The following is a 19,158-nucleotide window of genomic DNA, read 5'->3' on the forward strand; positions in this document are numbered from 1 at the left end:
GGCGTCTCCCTTCCTGTCAGAAGGGAGACGCCTGGCTCGGTATGCGGCGGCTAGTAAAACAGTTTTGCAAACACTTCCGGCTGGTTGATGGCAAGGGCGATTTTTTCTGCCGTCACCGGCATTGATTTTATGCGCGCGCCGGTGGCGTTGAACACCGCGTTGGCCACCATGGAAGCGGCGGGGATCATCGTATGTTCCCCCACTCCGCGCGCGCCGTACGGCCCGTCGGGCTGGGCCACTTCCACCAGAATCGGCACCACTTCAGCCGGTTCGTCCAGCGCGGTGGGTATTTTGTAGTCGGAGAAGCTGGGATTGAGCAGTTTGCCCTTGTCGCTAAAGCGCATATCCTCATAAAGAACCGTGGCGAGGCCCTGCAAAAGCCCGCCGGTTATCTGGCCCCTGCAAAGATCCGGGTTGATGGCTTTGCCCGCGTCAACGGCCAGCACCGCCTTGAGAATTTTCACCTTGCCCGTTTCCTTGTCCACCTCCACTATCACGCCGCCGGCGCCGGTTGTGTAATGGACATTGGGTTTGCCGCCCTGCCCGGTTTCCGGGTCGCCTATCGCGGAGGCGAATTCCGGCAGGAACACGCCCCGGCCCATGATCGGGCCGCCTTTGAAGGTGTGGTCCTTGGCCTGCATCCCGTCAATCACGAAGCTGCGCAGCGCAATGGCCATATCCGGCTTGGTATGGCATTTGACGCATTCGTTTTCAAGATACAGTTCGCTTGCGTCAATGCTGTGCACCCGCTGGACCAGTTCGAAAATCTGCCGGCGCGCGTCCAGCGCGGCGCGTTTCACAGCGTTGCCGCAGCTCCAGGTGACGTGGGATCCTACCGTCTGCCATTCGTAGGGATTGCGGTCTGTGTCCGGTGTTTCGACCCGGATTTTCGCAACCGGCACGCTAAGCACTTCGCTCGCGATCTGGGCCATCACGGTAAGCAGGCCCTGCCCTATTTCCATGCCGGAAACGAGCAGGTTAAGGCTGCCGTCCTCGTTGAATTTCAGGAACGCGGAGGACGAGGCGTTCGGCGGCATCGCCGGCGCTTTCCACAGCAGCACAATGCTTTTGCCGATCGCTTTATTGGGCGCGGAAGGTTTTTCCTCATGCCCCCAGCGGATCGCTTTTGCGGCTTTATCCATGCATTCGCGCAGTCCGTTGTCGTTCATTGGCGCGCCGTAAGGCAGAATATCGCCCGCGCTGATGGCGTTTTTGCGCCGGAACTCCAGGGGATCCATTTTCAGTTTCCGGGCCACCCTGTCAATATGGGACTCCAGCCCGAACCCGAATTCCGAATACCCGAATCCGCGGTAAGGCCCGCCCGGAGGCAGGTTTGTGTAGATGCAGTGCGAGTCAATCTTCAGATTGTCAATTTTGTACGGGCCGGAGGCCGACAGGCCCGCCGCATTCACCACGTTCGCGCCGTATTCCACATATGCGCCCGCGTCCCAGAACAGCAGATGCTCAAGGGCGGTAATCGTGCCGTCCTTCCTGACGCCCATTTTGATTTTAGCCACCACGCCCTGCCGCTGGTAGGTATTGTAAAACTCCTGCGCGCGGTTCCACATCAGTTTGACGGGGTGGCCTTTTACCGCCGTCGCCACGGCGGCGCACATTATTTCCATCGAAACGCCCGCCTTCCCGCCGAACCCTCCGCCCACATAGGGCGTGATGACCCGCACGTCCTTATGGGTCAGCCCGAGCGACGACAACGCCTCCGCGAACACGTTGCGCTGGGTAAAAGGCGACTGCGACGCGCTCCACAGCGTCAGCCGGCCGGCATTGTCGTAAAGCCCCGCGATAGCGTGCGGTTCGATCGCGCAGTGCGCGTAGCGCGGCACGCGGTAGGTGTCTTCCAAAATCACGTCCGCTTCGGCAAACCCCTTTTCCAGGTTGCCCTTGCGGGTTTTGCGGCAGTGCGCCACATTCGTTTTTTTCTTCGGAAAGAACCACGGCACGCAGGTGTAGTCGCCCAGCCCGGGGTGCAGCAGGCAGCACTGCTGGTCAATCGCCTTCACGGGATCAAGCACGGCGGGCAGCTCTTTGTACTTCACCTCCACGAGTCTGGCGGCGCGCAGCGCGGTTTTCTGATCCCACGCGATAACCGCGGCCACCTGCTCGCCCACGAATCTCACCCGGTCGGTTGCAAAAACATGCCGGTCTTTCATATACAGGCCGAACTTGTCCGGGAAATCCCTGCCCGTGACCACCTTCACCACGCCTTTTACTTGTGCCGCTTTTGCGGTGTTTACCGACAGGATTTCCGCGTGCGCGAAGGGGCTTTCCACCACGCAGGCGTAAAGCAGGCCCGGCCCGAATTCTATATCGTCCACATACTGGGCGGAACCCATCACTTTTTCCAGCCCGTCAATTCTGGGAACGGATTGACCGACAACTTTCAGATTTTCCATAAAGCCACGCCTCTGTTATCTGGATTTCCGGTTTTTGCCGGCGGTTTTTTTAGCGGCCACTTCGGCTATCACGTCAATAACGGGCGTATAGCCGGTGCACCGGCAGAGATTGCCCGCTATCGCCTCCTGTATTTCGTGGCGGTCGGGTTCGGGGTTCTTTTGCAGCAGTTCCGTGGCCGACAGTATTATGCCGGGCGCGCAGAATCCGCACTGGAACGCGTTGCGATCTGCGAACGCCCGCTGAAGCGGCGTGGGGCCGTTTTCGCTGAGCCCCTCGAGCGTGACTATTTCGCCGCCGTCCGCCTCGATCGCCAGCACAAGGCAGCTGCGCACGGTTTTGCCGTTAAAGAAAACGGTGCAGGTGCCGCAGTCGCCCTGATCGCAGCCGATTTTGGGGCTTTTGATGCCGAGCCTGGTGCGCAGCACGTCAATAAGCACGTCGTTCGGTTCCACAAAAAGCGACCGTTCGATGCCGTTAAGCCTGAAAGTTATCTCTGTTTTCATGGATAATGTCCTATACCAGTTTTTCGCCGTAGCGCGGACCTTTGCCTTCCAGCCGCGCGAACGCCGCGGCGGCGCAGCGTTTGAACATGATTCCGGTCATGTGCGCGCGGTATTCGACCGTGGCGCGGATGTCGGTTATCGCGCAGACTTCAAGCGCGACCAGCTTCACCGCTTCCGACAGGGTTTTATCGGTCGGACGCTTGCCTTTCAAAAAAATTTCCGTTTTGCGCAGCCGTTTGGGCGCCGGGCAGACGGCGCTTAACGCCACGCGGTAATTTTTGGCGGAATCCACCAGAACCGACACGCCCGCCTGCGCCAGATCTTCTCCGTTGTAGCGCGCCAGTTTTACATAACAGCCGCCCGTTTTCTTTTCCGGCAGCGTGATCCGGACGCATTTGACCAGTTCGTCTGGTTGGAGCGCGGTTGAGCGGGGGCCTGAAAACCACTCCGTTATCGGAATGGCCCGTTCGCCCCGGGCTGAAACCGCCATTACCGAGGCGTCGCAAACAAGCAGGCAGGTCGCGCTGTCGCACGACGGCACGGCCGACACGATGTTGCCCGCCAGCGTAGCGCGGTTGCGCACTCCGCCGGAAGCCACGGTCTGCGCGGCTTCGGCGAGCAGCGGGTAGTGTTTTCTGATCAGGGGCGATTCTATCAGTTCGGCAAACGTCACTCCCGCGCCGATTGTCAGCACGCCGTCTTTAACCGCCAGTCCGCCCAGCTCCGGCAGCTGTTTGAGGTCCATCACGGCGGAAGGCGTGTCCTGCCCGTTTTTCAGGCGCACGATCAGATCAGTGCCGCCGGCGAGCGGTTTGATCCCGCTCCGGTCCGCCAGCAGGCTCAGCGCGTCGCCAAGGCTGGAGGGGCGCAGAAATTCGAATTCATGTGTTATCGGCATGGCAGCTCCGTTTATTTCACGTCCGGTTTGATTTTGGGTTTTTTTTCGTCCTGGCAGAAGCCTATTTTCCGCGCGGTTTCATCCTGCTCCAGGAAATGCTGGAGTCCGGCGGTATAACTGTCGCGGATTTCATCGAAAATAGCCTCATAAAGTTTATGCGCGGCGGACATGTCTTCGTTGCCGATATGATATTCGTGCCCGCCAGTGTCCATCTTTACGGTATAGGATTTTTCGTTGCGCTTGATCATGAACTCGAACACCACGGTTTCCTGCGGGGTTTTATCTTTTTTCTCGTAGAGAGTGAGGCCTACGCCGAAATGCCAGTAAGTGTCTTCCTCCAGATCCATGGCGCCCATCAGCGTGTAGGTATGCCCGGGGCGCAGTTCGCCTTTAAGCGGAAAGTAGCGAAGCTGGTCGGCGGGACAGTCAAGATAGGTCAGCAGGCCCGACATCAGCCATGCGGTGAAAGCCGTGCAGTCCTCCCGGTAATCGAAATAGTTTTTGCGGGCTTTCGAGTATGCTTTGCACAGCTGGTCGAATCTGGACATTGAGCCTCCGTTATAATGAGCGGGACAGGAATATTTCCTGCTCCCGTTTGATGATTTCAGGCGCGGGCGGCAGCCACCCGAACCGTTCAAAAAACCACGCGCACGCCTTAAGCGCGTAGTGCGGGCTGTTGGAAATGATGTCGCGGCAGGCTATTTTCCAGTTCTGGCCCAGTTCGTTCTCGGCGGCGGAATAATAACGGTTCCACACGTCGCGGCTGTCGCTGGAAAGCACAAACCCGCCTATGCCTTTAAGCTCCACTTCCACATACAGGCTGCCTTTGTAAATTTCCTGCGTGGCAAGTCGGGCGGCGAACTCGAAAATCTCCGTCATGCGGTAGATGAAATTTTCGATCGAGATAAATCCGCGCGCCGCTTCCAGGTTCCGAAGCTGATCCGGCCCGCAGTTTTTCAGCATGCGCGCCTTGAGCGCGGACTGCCAGCGCTGATCCATGGTTTCCCTGAGCGAAAACAGATGCAGGAACTGGCCGCTCTGGTAAAACCGCCAGTATTCCAGATGCCCGCTGTCGGAGGTCCACGAAGCCACCCAGTCCAGCCCGTGGCCCCGCTCCGGCAGTTTGGAACTGACGTACGGGTAATGCCACCCGCGCAGTTTCACGCTGGTGTTTTCGATGATGTTTTTGCATTCGGCGAGCGTTTTAATCCGTTCCGGACGGTACAGGTCGGGCCGGATAAGCACCCGCCAGTGCGGCACCTCGGTCACGTTTACGGGAAGCTGTCCGGTCATAAACCGCCCAGCTCCTCGTCGAATTTCCGCATTTCCGCGCGCTGGGCGTCGGCTCGGGCGGCGTCGGCAATGCCTATCTGCCGGAACATCTCGATCAGGCGGCGCACCCGTTTTTCAACCGCCAGATCCAGCAGATCGTGCATCTGGTTCGCGTCCATGATCTGGGTGGTCTGCGGTTTGCCGGGCGTGCGGATGTAAATGCTGCCCTTGTGCATTTCTTCATTATCCGGCCCGTTTTTTTTGCAGACAAGCGGAGTTTCCCGGAATTCATGCACATAGATCGCCAGATAGCGCAGCTGCTGGTGTTTTATCAGCACGACATCGAGATCCACATAAGGCGACACATAGGCGTTCACCTGATCCACCACGATATCGCTGTCGTATGTGCTGAGGTGTTCCGAGCGGATGCCGGTGCGTTTCCACACGTTATTGCGTTCCGAAACGCCGATGACGATAATCCCCCCGTCGCGCAGGTTGCCCATGCCCAGCGCGGTGCGGATTATTTTATGTTTCAGCGTGTCCCAGGCCGCGGATTCCTTGAATTCTATATCCTGCGATTCCTGGCACCGGTCAATAGCCGCGCAAACGCGTTCATGCAGCTGTTTGTGGCCCGGCAGTTCGGATGTGGGTATGGCGCCCATGTAACCTCGTCAAAATAAAAACCCGGACTGCCGAAACCGGCAGTCCGGGAAAAGCAGCCAGGCGCTACCCTTGCCAGGCTGTAATTCTGCACATGGAAGATTCCAGCTCGATGCCTCTCAGCGGAAACGCGCCGATCCACGCGCGCTGGTTGCTCAGCTTATTGATGTCGCCTCCGAGATTCTCGGCATGCACAATCCGCGCCGGGAACAGCTTGAGGTGCATTACCTGATAATAGACATCCTGCGGAAACATTTCGTCCCACGCCTTGCCGTATGTTTTCTGCAGCTTCGCTTCCGCTTCGGCGAACAGTTTGGGATGCCAGTTGCGGATGATGGTGTTCATCGGGTGATCCGCGCTGCCGCAGTCCACCCCGATCCATTTGAATTTCATCTTGAGCGCCCACTTGTGGAACTCCGGCCCGGGGCCCGGGTGCTTTGTAAAATAGCGCAGCTCGTCGGCTTTAGGCTGGTCCCACGCGTAGCGGTTATAGCCGGTGTTTATAATAAGGATGTCGCCTTTGCGGATATCGGCCCTGCTCATGAGCAGATCCGGCTCGTAAAGATCGTAATCGCCCACGGAATCGGAAATATCAACCACTACGCCTTCGCCCACCCATTCGTTGAGCGGCACCGCTCCGATCGCGCGGCCGCAGGAGTGAAAGTGTATCTCGCCGTCCATATGGGTGCCGACGTGGTTGCTGGTCTGGATGATCTGCCCGTTAGCGCCCTGGCCCATGTGCGCGCCGGCAATGCGTTTGAAATACTGTATCGAAAGCGGCATATAGCTCGGCCACGGCGGGGTATGCACGCTCAGCGGCTGGGTCAGATCGAACATTTTTGCTTTGCCCATCAGTTTAAGGAAGTCTGCGTTTTTCATGAGTGCTCCTCGACTGTAAACCTGCTGTAAGCCCATCGTATATGTGTATGTTATTATAAAGCGTTTTCCTTTGCAAGCTCTCTGTCTCCGGTTCCGGTTGAAAAAGCCCGCCGGACCGGGCGGGCTTTTCGCTGCGAAAACCGGCGTGTTTCAGATTGCGCCCCACAGAAGGCTTGCCGCTATCCAGCCTTCGGTTCCCTCATCGTCGGACACATGAACCCAGCCTTTCCTTTTGCCCAGCACCTTGAAGGAATATTCCCGGTCCACTTCCCACAAAACCTCGCTGCTGGCTTTTGGCGCGGCGCGCACCCTGGCGGCGGCTGATTTTACTGTTACCGTAGGCGTTTTTACCAGCGTGCCGGCGGAAACCCAGCCGCGCACGTTTTCAAAATCCCGCACATGCACCCATGCGCCTTTGCGCTCCAGCACTAAAAGCGGCGTGAATTTCCACGCTTTCCACTGCGCGGGATAGCGTGTGCCGGGGCCTGAGCGCACGTTTACCGCGCTTGTTCTGACGCTCAATAGTTCCGCGCACAAAACCGGTCCGGAAAAAATTGCGGCACAGGCCAGCGCTATCAGCAATATTTTAATCGGTTTCACTGGTTCACCCCTATAAATGCGGTTTTAATTGCGGTTACTGGAAAGTTTGGCGAGCAGGCGCAGCATTTCCACATACAGCCATATGATCGTAACCAGTGTGGCGAAAGAGGCGTACTATTCCATGAATTTGGGCGCGCCCTGCCGGGTGCCGCGTTCGATCATATCGAAATCCATCATCAGGCTGAACGCCGCCACGCCGCACACCACCACGCTGAAAATGATGCCCGCCGGGCCGGAACCGGTGATGATTGAAAGACTGTGCCCGAAAAATCCCAGCACCATGCTGGCGATGTAGATCAGCATTATTCCGCCCACCGCGCCAGCCATGATTATGCGGAATCTGCTGCCGACTTTTATAAGGCCGCTTTTGTACACGCCCAGCATGCAGGCAAGCGCCCCGAACGTGCCCACCGCCGCTTTGACCGGCAGCCCGGGATACTGAGCGTTGAAAGCCATGGTTATCATGCCCAGAAACAAGCCTTCGCATACCGCATACACCGGCGCCAGGTAACTGGCCGTAACGGGCTTGAACGAGATAATGAGCGCGATTACCAGCCCCGCCACCGCACCGACCATGCCAAGGATGGAAACTGCGGGGTTCATCCACACCAGCGCTGTCGCGGCAATGGTGATCAGGAGCAGGGCGAATATTTTGTTGACCGCGCCGTCAACAGTCATCACTTCCGCCGAGCCCTGCACACTGTATGTGTTGAAAACGTCTTTGCGCCAAACCGGATTTGAAGTCTGCATTATACCCTCGCTTCGCAATGCGTTACGCTATGGAAGTATTATAGCACTTTGACCGTATTTTTCAAAAAAGGATATTCTAATATGGAATACTATGATAAAATATGCGTCTATGAAACGTCTGCAAACCCGCAATTTCCGCAAACTTACGGAACGTCTTAAACAGGCCCGCAAAACGACCGGACTCAGCCAGGCCGACGTGGCCCGGCTCATGGGAGTCACCCAGTCATACATATCAAAAGCCGAAGCCGGGCAGGTGCGCGTTGATATTGTGCAGCTGCGCCGGTTCGCGGGGCTTTATAAACAGGATTTGGGATATTTTGTGGATGGAGCGGAGCCGGTTTCCGGGTGCAAGGCCGTATCCGCCGCCGGTTCCGGTCTGGCGGTATTCGATGAAATTTCGCGCGGCGCACTGGTGTTTGATGAAGACGGACTTGTGATGCAGGCCAACCCCGCGCTGGAAAAAATGCTTGGCTACACCAGCGCGGAACTGGCCGGCAAAATGGCCGGCGAATTAATGGCCGGCGACACCTCCGTAAGGGTGATGAAGCTGTTGCGCGGTTCCGAATCCGCCAACTGTTCCATACCGGACGCTGAACTCCTTCGCAAAGACGACGGCGTATTTCTGGCTGATCTCGACGTCACCTCCACGTTCAACGCCGCCGGGCTCTGCACCGGCGGGGTGCTGTTCGCCGTCATGGCGGGAGTAACGGAACGCGACCGGGAAATACTGCGTGCCTCCTCCCAGCTTATTGACGAAAGTTTTGACGCCATTATCCTGCTGCAGGACGGCATGATAAAATACGCCAACAAAGCCGCTTCCACCATGTCGGGTTATGCGGAAAAGGAACTGCTCGGCATGGATTTTCTTACGCTTGTCATACCCGAGTTGAGACAGGAGCTGGCGCACCGCCACGCACTGCGCATCAAAGGCGCGAAACTGCCAGCCACGCTGGAAACCCGCATCCAGCTGAAAAACGGCAAACATCTGGATGTGGAACTGGTGCTGGGAAACCTGCTCTACAAAGGCCGCCCGGCTTACACTGTCGTGGCGCGTGATATCGCCAGACGCAAGATGAGCGAGGACGAAGCGCGCTACCGCCTGGAAACGGCGACCCGCGAAAATGAGGAAAAAGAGCGGTTTGTGCGGGAACTGGGCAAACGGCTTTCCGATGCGGGCTCCATTCTGTCAGGCGCTCACCTGGCTTCGGAAAGCGTACGCGCGGTATCGGAGCGGCTTAACGGCGCGGTGGCGGAAATAGCGCTGCGTTCGCGCCGGGGCAAGGCGGGCCAGACGGTAGCCGATTTTTCACCGCACGATATTATTGCCTGGGCGGTCAAACGCATAAAGCACACCTCCAGCACGGGCAAGCGGCTTTCAATACGGATAGCCACCGCGCCGGATCTGCCGGTCACGCTGTTCGGGCGGGGCCGGCAGGCGATGGCGGTTACGGCCAATATCGCGCGCAACGCCGCCGCCCGCACGCGCGATTCGGCAATTGAGATCCGGGCCGAATACCTGTCCGGCACCGGAGAGGCCGGGGGCCGGCTGGTTTTCGAAATCACCGCTTTCAACGACACTACGCCCGCTTCCGAAATCAAAGCGACCATAGAAACCGGTCAGCCGCACCGGCATAATCCTTATCTGTCGCTGGCGGTTTTCATGGCTCATTTGCACGGTTTTTCGGTGGAAAGCGAAAAAAACGGGAATGGTGACCGGCTGTACCGTTTGACCGTGCCCGCGGAACCGGGCCGCGCGCCGGCTTTTGTGAGAAAACCACGCCTTCCTGAAGCGAAAAGTTTTGTGACCGGAGAAACGGCCGTGTTTACGCAGGAAGTGCGGATTATCGCGGTGCATCCGGACACGGGATTTATGGAATCGTTCGCGCCAGCGCTGGCGGAATCCGGCGCGCAGGCGGATTTTTTTCAGAACGCATCCGAGGCGATCGCCGAGATACTGCGCGGCGAATTCGATATCGCCGTTTTTAACGAGGATATGCAGGGCCTCACCGCCGCCGAAGCCGCCGGGTTTTTGCGCAAAGCCCTTAAAAACCCGCCGGTAATAATAGTGCTGGATTCCGGCTGCGAAACACCCGTTGATGAAACCGGGCTGTATGATCTGAAGCTGGCAAAACCCGTATCGGCCGGCGAGATTGCGGCGGCCTGCCTGTCCGCGTTCACCAGGCGCCGTTCCGGCACGCCTTGACCGACTCCGGTTTCAAACACATGCGCGGCTCCTGCGAGCCGCGCATGCGGGTGTTGCCGCCTGTCAGGATCTGGCGTTAACCGCGGAGATCAGAAATTGATGTCCACCTGCACCGTGGCGGTATTTTTGCCTGCGGCATCCTTATTGTTGAACACATCGTACCCGAACAGCACGCTGGTATTTTCGCTGAAGGCCCACGAGAATCCGAAGTTGAGCGCGCCTAGCGCGGACTGCCCGCCCTGATAATCCACGCAGAACCACAGCTTGTCGGATATTTCCTTCATGGTGCGGTCCCACGAAAGAAGCAGGCCGTCGCTGGCCTTGTCGCCTTTTTCGTCCAGCAGCACTTTATCGTTGCCGATGTAATAACCGGCCGACAGCCTGCCTGCAACAGGCAGCGTTTTCGCCGCCAGTCCGTAGAACATATTCTGGTTGGTCAGGTCTTTTTTGACGCCGGCGTTGTAGAGTCCGACCGCCACGGCGGGCGAGTGGGTGAACCATGCGTCCTCGGGCGTGCCGACCTTGCCGTGCAGATAAAGCGGATAATTGTCAAGCGCGGCGCTGCCCTGATAGATCAGGTCAACGCCGGCTTCCATCTGGATTTTCTCGAACGGCAGGATGCCCACCGTCGGCCCGATTACGCTCTGCGGCGCCTTGCGGGTGCCGTCGGCGTTGTTTTGCATTACCAGATAGCTGTCGAGGTTTAAATGCACGGTTTTATATTTCTGGATATCGGTTGACGGGATCCAGATCTGGGTGGATGGCGTGGCATACGCCGAAGGCGACAGCAGCGCGGCCGCCGTAAACAGCATTGCGCTTATGGTTTTTTTCATGTTGGCTCCTGAAGTTGCCCGGGTCCGCCGCGTTTCAACGGGGCGGACCCGGAAAATGAGATCCTAGTTATGCAGATAGGCGGTTTCTCCGTGCTGCTCTTCGTCCATGCCCGATTCCTCTTTTTCAGAGGTGCGGACCGGGGTGACTTTGTCAATCGCCCAGAGCATCGCGTAAGTGAACAGGAACGCATAAACCGCGGTGCCGGCTACGGCCGCAAGCTGCTTGAAAAAGAAAGCGCTGTTGCCGGACAGCAGCCCGTCAGCGCCGGCGGAGTTGACCGAAGTGGTCGCGAATAGGCCCAGCGCTATCACGCCTACCACGCCGCCCATGCCGTGCACGCCCCAGACATCAAGCGCGTCGTCCCAGGCCAGCTTGTTCTTGAGATTCACCGCTATGTAGCAGATAGCGCTGGAGGCGATGCCGATAATAACCGCGCTGGTCGTAGTCACATAACCTGCGGCGGGCGTGATGGTGGCCAGCCCCGCTATCGAGCCTGTCAGCAGGCCGACGAGCTTGGGTTTCTTTTCGATATACCACGCGATCGCCAGCCAGGTGATCGCCGCGAACGAAGCGGCAACATCGGTGTTTACGAAAGCCAGCGCGGTCACCGCGTCAACTTTCAGTTCGCTTCCGGCGTTGAACCCGTACCAGCCGAACCACAGAAGCCCCGTGCCCAGCGCGACAAGCGGGATGCTGTGCGCGCCGTTCTCGACCACCCGGCGTTTGCCGACGAAAAACACCGAGGCCAGAGCCGCGAAGCCCGCGCTCGCGTGAACCACGATGCCGCCCGCGAAATCAAGCACGCCCCATTTGGCCAGCAGTCCGCCGCCCCACACCATATGCGCCAGCGGGAAATAAACAAACAGCAGCCAGCCAACGAGGAAGATGAGGTACGCGGGAAAACGCACCCGGTTGGTGAACGCGCCTGTGATAAGCGCGGGGGTGATCTGGGCGAACATCATCTGGTAAGCGAAAAACACCAGCAGCGGGATGCTGCTTGAGCCTGTGAAGGCGTCGGTGGGATTGATGCCCGCCATAAAGGCGTTGTTAAGGTTTCCGATAATTGCGCCTTCTCCGCCGCTGAAGCACAGCGAGTAGCCGCAGATATACCACAACACCGTCGTGACGCCAAGTGAAACGAAGCTCTGTATCATGATCGCCAGTACGTTTTTGCGGCCCACCAGCCCGCCGTAGAAAAACGCGAGGCCCGGAGTCATGAGCATGACCAGACTGGTGGCCACCAGCATGAACCCGGTATTTCCTGTGTCGAACATTGGTATCTCCTTGGTAAAGTTGCCCGCAGCCTGAACAGAGCGCGCCTGAAAGCGCGCCGCAACGCGAAACAGCCGCGCGATCAGTGTCAGAGGGCAGTCAAATCGGGCGCCCGGTCCGGCGGGGCTGCCCGTCAAGTAAGGATAATTTAATGCGGAAGGCTCAACAATCAGGGGTTCCCTGATAACCCTGTTCCAAAAGCCTTATTACAGGGCGGTTATTCCCTCACGTATGGCATACTTGGTGAGTCCTGCGATGCTGTGGATGTCCAGTTTTTCCATTATCTGCTTGCGGTGTGTTTCGATGGTTTTTACGCTCAGTTTGAGCTGGGTGGCTATCTGCTTGGTGGAGCGGCCTTCGGCGAAAAGCTGAAGCACCTCGCGCTCCCGGTCGGTCAGCTGAGAGAAAACGGTTTTGCCCGGCACGGCGGGCTGCACGATATAATCCCGCACTATCACGTCGGCTATTGCGGTGCTCAGATAGGTTTTTCCGTTGCGTACGGCGTTGATCGCGCAGGACAGTTCGCCGAACGCCGCGTCCTTCAGCAGATAGGCGCGCGCGCCGGCGGTGAACAGCTGCTTGACGAACCTGCGGTCGGCATGCATGGAAAGCGCGATTATCTTGACGTGCCTGTTATGCGCGAGGATTTTGCGCGCCGCCTCTATGCCGTTAAGGCGCGGCATGGAGATATCCATAATCACCACGTCGGGCAGAAGTTTCCGGGCCAGTTCGACCGCCTGCACACCGTCGTCCGCTTCGGCGATGACAGAAAACCCGGTCTCTTTTTCGATAAGCGTGCGCAGGCCCTCGCGGAAAATTTTATGGTCGTCGCAGATTATTATCTTCGCGTTCATGTTTTTTTCCTCGCGCGCGCTTTAAGCGGCGCAGACAGCGTTATCAGCGCGCCTTTCGGCAGGTCCGAGTCAATCCGCATTTCGCCACCCACCCGGCCCAGCCGCTCGCGGATGCTGAACAGCCCGAACCCGTCGTAGCGCTTGCCGGGCGCGCGGGGCTTGAAGCCGGAGCCGTCGTCCCGCACCGTTATCTCGATATGGCGGGCGCGGCGGCGCAGTGCTATAGCCACGTTTTTCGCGTCGGCGTGTTTGGCGGAATTTACAAGCAGTTCCCGCACCGCTTTGAAAAGGAACACCGACACTTCTTCCGACAGCGGTTTTCGCTCTCCGTCGTCGGTAACGGCAATTTTAAAACCGTATTTTTCCTGCAGCTGCTCCGCCAGCGACTCCACCGCCGCCTCGAACCCCAGTTCGTACAGGATCGGCGAGCTTAACTCGAACGTAAGCGACCGGGTGTACTGGATGGCTTCTTCGATAAGCGCGTATGCCTGCCTGCATTGCTGGGGGCCGGCGGTGCCGGGCCGCAGCAGCTCCGCGAGCTTGATTTTGGCGGTAGCCAGAGTCTGCCCTATATGGTCATGCAGGTCGGCGGCGATGGCGCGGCGTTCGCGTTCTTCCGTAAGCGACAGTTCCGACGCCAGCGAACTCAGCTGCTCCTGATACAGCCGGTTTTCCTTCTCCGCGCGTTTGCGCACGGCTATTTCGGCTTCCAGCGCTATGTTAAGCCTCTGCAGCGCGGCGGTGCGCTGGCGCACCCGGCGTTCCAGCTGGCGGCTGGCCCGCAAAAGAGCTTGGGCCGCTTCCCTGCGTTCGGCGCACGAGCGCAGGATCTCCGCCAGCGAATTGATGAGATTGCGTTCCTCCGCCAGAAACGGGCCTTCGGTTTCAGCCGGAAACTTTTTGAGGTAATATACCTCGATCAAGCCTTTTTTGCGCTTGGCGGTGACAAACTCCGCCGACTGTTTCCCCCGCGTTACCGCAATCCCGTCGGTACGGAATTCGCGCCCGCCGAAAACGATGCGGGCCGCCGTATGCCGCGGATACTGCCACGCGGGCGGGATGACACGCACCGTTTCCTGAAACACTTCGGCGATGGATTTGCTGTTGTCCTGCTGGATTCTAGCGGTCTGGTGCAAAGCGGTAAGTTCCTTGACCCGCTCGCGCAGGTCATGGAGAATCCGCATGTCGTTTTTTGCGCCGGACCGTTTTTTTTGCATATTACCGGAAAGTTTCGGCCAGCCCCTCAACCGCTTTTTTAAACGGTTCGGCCGGCGCGCTTACAACCCCCGCGCCCACCTGCCCTATTCCGGGATCCTTGTGCGCCACGCCGGTGTCTATAAAGGGGAAAATGCCTTTTTCCACCACTTTTATCGAGTCAATGCCCGTGGGCGTGCCGCGGAAATTGAGGTAGGGAATCTGATAGGCGTTGTTTTCGCCCGCGGTTATTTCATACATCTGCAGGGTGTAGTTAAGCGCGTCGGCGGCGGTGCCGCCCACAAACTGCACGATCGCGGGCGCGGCCGCGATGGCGAACCCTCCGAGCGAGCCGGTTTCGGTAATCGCGCTGTCGCCTATGTCGGGGTTGGCGTCCGCTTTGGAAAAACCGGCAAAATAAAGCGCGTCCGGCACCAGCGCGGGGCCGGTGAACCAGCGGCCGCCCGTGCCCGCCAGCTGGATTCCGAATTCAGTGCCGTTGCGCGCCATTGCCACGGCAAGGCTGCTTTTGGGCACGTTGCGCGCCGCGTCGAGCACCGCTTTGCACGCGGCCATCGAGAGATTCAGAAAGAAATGGTCGTTGCCGTTGATGAAATTCAGGACAGCCGCCGTGGTTTTCGCGCTTCTGCCGGTTTCCACCACCGCCGGCGCGAGCGCGCGGTACAGCAGCGACGTGCCGGCCCGGTTTCGGTTATGCACTTCATCGCCCATGTGCAGCGCCTGCGCGATCAGCGTTTTAAGGTCAATCCCGCCGGTATGCGCGACCGCTTTTTTCAGCGCGGGATAAAGCGTTTTCTCCATCCACCTCAGCCGGGTGATCACTTCCGGGCTGAACGCGCCGTACCGCAGCACCTTGCCCAGCCCCTCGTTCATGGTGCTGTAGGCTTTATTGCCGCCGGTTTCGTTTTTTACAACAAACACCGGCATCGAATACGACACTATGCCCGCCATCGGGCCCACCGCAGCATGTTCATGGCATGGCGAGAAACCGATCTTGCCGGAAGCGGCCAGTTTTTCCGCCGCCTTCGGGGTTTTTGCGAGCCGTTCATAGATAAGCGCGCCGATAACCGCGCCCCGCATGGGCCCGCACATTTTTTCCCACGTTACCGGCGGCCCGGCGTGCAGAAGCAGGTTTTTTTTCATGCCCGGCACCACGTTGCCCGCCACATCCAGCCCCGCAAGCACGGGCTTGCCTTTAAGCATGATTGCAAGCGCATGGGCGTTCGCTTCGGCTATTTCGGCCGCGTGCGCGCGCAGTGTTTCCAGCGTGCCCGCAGCGACCTCGACGGGCGGCTTCCACTCCACCTGAGCGGAGGGGCAGGCCGCAGCGTCCAGCGCGTCGGTAAAAGATTTCAGCCCTATATTGACTACGGCAAGTTCCTTTTTCAAAAGTTTATCAAGCGCCATAAAATTCTCCTTTACTTCGCGATAAACGCGGCCAGCCGGCAGGCCGCCGCGTTCGACGGCATTACCAGCGCGCCGGCGTCTTCAAGCCCGGCCGCCACTTTTTTCCGGCACTGGGGATCTTTATCCGTGCCGGTAACGGAACAGACTATGGAAAGCGAGGCGTCCGCTTTTTTCGCCGCGCGGATAACCGGGCCCAGTTCGTCCAGCGGAGCCATGTTCGAGCCGTAGCCGATAACCACATCCAGCAGGATCACGCTTGTCGTGGGGTCGGCGGCTTCCTGCGCTATGCGCCTGTTGCGAAGCGAGAAATCAATCATCGGGTGCGGACGCCCCACGGTAAATTCATCGTCGCCCATGTCCACCACCGTATGTTCCCGGCTCGTGAGCGCGCTTTCAAGCCGGTTGGTTTTGCTGAGCGGAACGTTGGAATAAACCGTTCCGAGCGCTGGTTCCATAATTACCTGCGCCTCGCTGCAGAAGGTGCCTCCGCTGAACAGGCCGCGCACGTATTTCCGGCCGGGCCGCTTGTTTGCGCGCTCTGCCGCGGCGAGTTTCTGCAAGGATGCGGAATCAGCCGCCGCGGCCGGCTTTTCGCCGCGCGACAGCGCGACTGCCGCATAAGCCGCGTCTTCCAGCGTGCGGCAGACGGTAATGCCGCATTCTTTCAGGCTGTCCGGATTGCCGCCAAGAAATACTCCAACCACCGGTTTTCCCGCGGTTCTGGCGAGCTCGGAAATTTTAGCCATAACTTCGCGGTGCGGCGGTTTGGAAACCAAAAGGATGATTTTTGTGCCGGGATCCTTTATCAAGGCCTCCAGCCCCTGAAGAAACGCTATTCCGCCGACCTCCTGTTTCACGTCGCGCCCGCCGGTCCCGATCGCCTGGCTGATCCCCGCGCCCGCGTTGGAAATAAGGGCGGTGACTTCCTGCAGGCCCGTTCCGGCGGCGGCCACCGCGCCGATATCGCCGCGGTTTACGGCGTTGGCGAACGCCAGCGGCACGCCGTTGATGATGGCGGTTCCGCAATCCGGGCCCATTACGATAAGATCGCGCGCCTGAGCGTATTTCTTCAGCTCGACTTCGCTCGCCACCGGCACGTTGTCCGAAAACAGCATCACGTTAAGTCCGCGTTCCAGCGCGTCCCTTGCCACGGCGGCGGCGTATTTGCCCGCCACTGAAATCAGGCACAGGTTCGCCTGCGGAATGATTTTGAGCGCGCCTTCCGTAGACCGGGGTTTGAATTCCGTGTTCGCAGTTTCGGTTTTGCCCGATTGGGCCATGAATTCCTGAGCCTTTGCGATAGCGTCGTCGGCCTGTTCGCCTGTTCCCGCGCTTACGGCGATCAGCAGGTCGGAGTCGAGCGCGTTTTTAAACAGGTCCAGCAGCATGCCGGAATTAGCCAGAATAGCGCGGTTTTCAGCGGTGCCCATTACTATCGAGCAGTCTTTGATGCCGTCAAGCGCGGTTACCTTCCGGGCCACCAGCATCAGCGAAACGGAGTCGAAATATTCGCCTTTTTTAATCAGTCCTTTGGTTATCATTTAAACCTCCCTTCAAAATAGCAAACCAGCCCCGCCAGAGTGTCCGCGCCGGAAGTATTGCCGAAATTCACGGCGGCTTGAACCAGCGGCGCGAGCGCCGCAGCGTCTTCTTCCGCCGCGGTTTCCAGCATTGTTTTAAAGCGCGCGAAATAACGGCCCTGCGCGGCGCACCGCAAAAACGTGTTGGAAAGCGGGTTGCCGCCCAGCGCGGATTTGAGAATTTCGCTGCGGCGGACCGTGTTTGGCGTGCCGCCGGCCGCCGCCGCGCCCAGCCCGCACAGCACGCCGGTGATAAAATCGTCGCCCGCTGGGGTAAGCCCGGCTCCCAGCCCCTTAAATCCCGCAAGATTGCCCGCCGCCAGGTTTTCCTTTGCGCGGGCCAGAAACGCCGCGTCAAACGCGGCGGTGAAATTGTGTTCCCGCCCGGGGTCCAGCAATACGGCGAGGCTTTTTCCCGGCGCGCATTCCAGCAAGGTTTTTTTGATAAGCGGAAGCGACTGCGTTATGCGCCTGAACCCGCCGCCCGGCAGAATGAGCGCGGAATTATAGCGGGAATCCGCTTCGCGGCGAAAAATGCCGGACGGAAACGCGAAACTGTCCGGTGTTACCGCCAGTCCGGCCGCTGTTTTAAGCGGTTCAATATCGTCAAACACCATATTGACCGGCCCCGCGCCCGCGCCGTCCGGTTCCGGCAAAACGGCGGAAACAATGCTGCCATTCCGCTCAAAATTAACGGCGGTATCGAAAGCGGAATGCAGTTTGTACATGCCGGGTGCGATCGCGTCGCCGTGGCGGAGCAGTTTCATTTCTGTATGGTACAATTTATCGCCGCGGCGATAAAGTCCCCGGGCCGGAGGCCGCGCCACCGGCCCGCAATACAGCAAACCGCCCGGCCTTGCGGGCCGGGCGGTTCGGAACCAATATCTTTTTATTCAGAACGACATGCCTACGCTGAACCGGTTCACACCGCCCAGATCTCCCATCGGCGAATAGGCGTAGTCGAGCGAATAACTGCGATAGTCGAGCCCCAGTCCGAGCGCGAAGCCTTTTGTGCCGTCGAGTTCATGGCTTTCGGTGCTGTAGCCCGCGCGCAGCGCGGCTTTGAGCGCCGCACCGATCTCTCTGGCGCATTCCGCGCCGAACGCGCCGTAAACGCCGCCGTCGCGCGGGGCGACCGCGTCGGCCGACACCAGCACCGTATCGGCTATCATGCAAGCCGCTCCGCCCCGGATAGTGAACGGAAGCGGGTCGCTTTCATTCACATATTTCATGCCGGATCCCATGTTCTGAAGATTCAGGCCAAGCGTAAGGCCGGAAATACTGTAGCGCACTCCCGCGTCCGCCGCGAAAGCCGTAGCCTTGCTGCGGATTTGCGAGGAGATGTATTTCAGGCTTGCGCCCGCGTCCAGCCCCAGCAGTTTATGCCCGAACCCGAGCGAAACCGCCAGATCGCCGGGATGAATGACTCCCTCGGTATTGCCGTTTGCGTCAAACGCGTCCACATCGCCGTATGAAAGATACTGCACGCCAGCCGCCAGTGCGCCGCCCCAGACTGGCAGCGCATAAGAGGCCCATTCGTAGCGGATGTCTTCAAACATCTGCGCGTGGGTGAAAGCGGCGTGCTGGCTGGTCAGGCCCGCCAGGCCCGCGGGGTTCCAGTAGATTGCGCCGGAATCGCCGGCCACGGCGGTAAACGCTCCGCCCATGCCTGCGGCGCGCGCGCCGGGCCCGAGTTTGAGAAACTGCGCGGCGGAAGTGCCCGCGTCGTCGCCCGAAAAAGCCGCTTCGGCCCGCCCCGCGCAGCAGATCAGCAGGACGCCCGCTATAATCAAGGAGAATTGGTTGTTTGTTTTCATGA

At 59.0% G+C, this 19,158-nt stretch carries 17 protein-coding genes and 1 pseudogene; 1 reads left to right on the top strand and 17 read right to left on the bottom strand.

What is annotated here, in order from left to right; all coding sequences use genetic code 11:
- Positions 1-50: 50 nt before the first annotated feature.
- The 9 genes and pseudogenes from PHW69_03070 to PHW69_03110 form a co-directional block, all read right to left on the bottom strand.
- Positions 51-2,411 (bottom strand): xanthine dehydrogenase family protein molybdopterin-binding subunit, encoded by a 2,361-nt coding sequence (locus PHW69_03070; GenBank protein ID MDD4004169.1) that lies wholly within the window; start codon positions 2,409-2,411, stop codon positions 51-53.
- Between the two features lie 15 nt (positions 2,412-2,426).
- Positions 2,427-2,915 carry a (2Fe-2S)-binding protein gene (locus PHW69_03075; protein ID MDD4004170.1) on the bottom strand — a complete coding sequence of 163 codons (489 nt, stop codon included), beginning with the start codon at positions 2,913-2,915 and terminating at the stop codon, positions 2,427-2,429.
- A 10-nt stretch (positions 2,916-2,925) separates the two neighbouring features.
- The gene (locus tag PHW69_03080) at positions 2,926-3,813 is read right to left on the bottom strand and encodes a xanthine dehydrogenase family protein subunit M (protein ID MDD4004171.1); all 888 of its coding nucleotides are present in this window, start codon (positions 3,811-3,813) and stop codon (positions 2,926-2,928) included.
- A gap of 11 nt (positions 3,814-3,824) precedes the next feature.
- Positions 3,825-4,361 (bottom strand): hypothetical protein, encoded by a 537-nt coding sequence (locus PHW69_03085; protein ID MDD4004172.1) that lies wholly within the window; start codon positions 4,359-4,361, stop codon positions 3,825-3,827.
- Positions 4,362-4,371: 10 nt separating this feature from the next.
- Positions 4,372-5,106 carry a hypothetical protein gene (locus PHW69_03090; GenBank protein ID MDD4004173.1) on the bottom strand — a complete coding sequence of 245 codons (735 nt, stop codon included), beginning with the start codon at positions 5,104-5,106 and terminating at the stop codon, positions 4,372-4,374.
- Positions 5,103-5,747, bottom strand: coding sequence for an ATP-binding protein (locus tag PHW69_03095; protein MDD4004174.1), 645 nt, complete (start codon positions 5,745-5,747; stop codon positions 5,103-5,105). Before PHW69_03095 ends, PHW69_03090 begins: the two co-directional genes overlap by 4 nt.
- A gap of 64 nt (positions 5,748-5,811) precedes the next feature.
- A complete protein-coding gene (locus tag PHW69_03100; protein MDD4004175.1) occupies positions 5,812-6,624 on the bottom strand; it encodes a cyclase family protein in 813 nt (270 codons plus the stop codon).
- Positions 6,625-6,774: 150 nt separating this feature from the next.
- Positions 6,775-7,224 carry an SH3 domain-containing protein gene (locus PHW69_03105; protein ID MDD4004176.1) on the bottom strand — a complete coding sequence of 150 codons (450 nt, stop codon included), beginning with the start codon at positions 7,222-7,224 and terminating at the stop codon, positions 6,775-6,777.
- Between the two features lie 24 nt (positions 7,225-7,248).
- A pseudogene (locus PHW69_03110) lies at positions 7,249-7,974 on the bottom strand (Bax inhibitor-1/YccA family protein).
- Positions 7,975-8,083: 109 nt separating this feature from the next.
- Between PHW69_03110 and PHW69_03115 the strand changes: the two are divergent.
- Entirely contained in the window at positions 8,084-10,177 is a 2,094-nt protein-coding gene (locus tag PHW69_03115) for a PAS domain S-box protein (GenBank protein MDD4004177.1), read from the top strand.
- Positions 10,178-10,266: 89 nt separating this feature from the next.
- Here PHW69_03115 and PHW69_03120 read toward each other — a convergent pair whose 3' ends face one another.
- The 8 genes from PHW69_03120 to PHW69_03155 all read right to left on the bottom strand — a co-directional run bounded on the left by PHW69_03120 (position 10,267) and on the right by PHW69_03155 (position 19,156).
- The gene (locus PHW69_03120; protein ID MDD4004178.1) at positions 10,267-11,010 is read right to left on the bottom strand and encodes a hypothetical protein; all 744 of its coding nucleotides are present in this window, start codon (positions 11,008-11,010) and stop codon (positions 10,267-10,269) included.
- A gap of 63 nt (positions 11,011-11,073) precedes the next feature.
- On the bottom strand, positions 11,074-12,285 hold the full coding sequence (locus PHW69_03125) for an ammonium transporter (protein ID MDD4004179.1): 1,212 nt from the start codon (positions 12,283-12,285) through the stop codon (positions 11,074-11,076).
- Between the two features lie 204 nt (positions 12,286-12,489).
- Entirely contained in the window at positions 12,490-13,137 is a 648-nt protein-coding gene (locus PHW69_03130; GenBank protein ID MDD4004180.1) for a response regulator transcription factor, read from the bottom strand.
- Complete coding sequence (locus PHW69_03135) at positions 13,134-14,354, bottom strand: sensor histidine kinase (GenBank protein ID MDD4004181.1); 1,221 nt, start codon at positions 14,352-14,354, stop codon at positions 13,134-13,136. Before PHW69_03135 ends, PHW69_03130 begins: the two co-directional genes overlap by 4 nt.
- Position 14,355: 1 nt before the next feature.
- Positions 14,356-15,759: a DUF1116 domain-containing protein gene (locus PHW69_03140; protein ID MDD4004182.1), complete on the bottom strand. Its 1,404-nt coding sequence runs from the start codon at positions 15,757-15,759 to the stop codon at positions 14,356-14,358.
- Between the two features lie 11 nt (positions 15,760-15,770).
- On the bottom strand, positions 15,771-17,300 hold the full coding sequence (gene fdrA / locus PHW69_03145) for an acyl-CoA synthetase FdrA (protein MDD4004183.1): 1,530 nt from the start codon (positions 17,298-17,300) through the stop codon (positions 15,771-15,773).
- Positions 17,297-18,106 (bottom strand): DUF2877 domain-containing protein, encoded by an 810-nt coding sequence (locus tag PHW69_03150; GenBank protein ID MDD4004184.1) that lies wholly within the window; start codon positions 18,104-18,106, stop codon positions 17,297-17,299. The genes fdrA and PHW69_03150 overlap by 4 nt, the downstream gene beginning before the upstream one ends.
- A 126-nt stretch (positions 18,107-18,232) precedes the next feature.
- Positions 18,233-19,156 carry a PorV/PorQ family protein gene (locus PHW69_03155; GenBank protein ID MDD4004185.1) on the bottom strand — a complete coding sequence of 308 codons (924 nt, stop codon included), beginning with the start codon at positions 19,154-19,156 and terminating at the stop codon, positions 18,233-18,235.
- Between the last annotated feature and the right edge of the window lie 2 nt (positions 19,157-19,158).

The organism is Elusimicrobiaceae bacterium (genome assembly GCA_028700325.1).
Classification (GTDB): domain Bacteria; phylum Elusimicrobiota; class Elusimicrobia; order Elusimicrobiales; family Elusimicrobiaceae; genus JAQVSV01.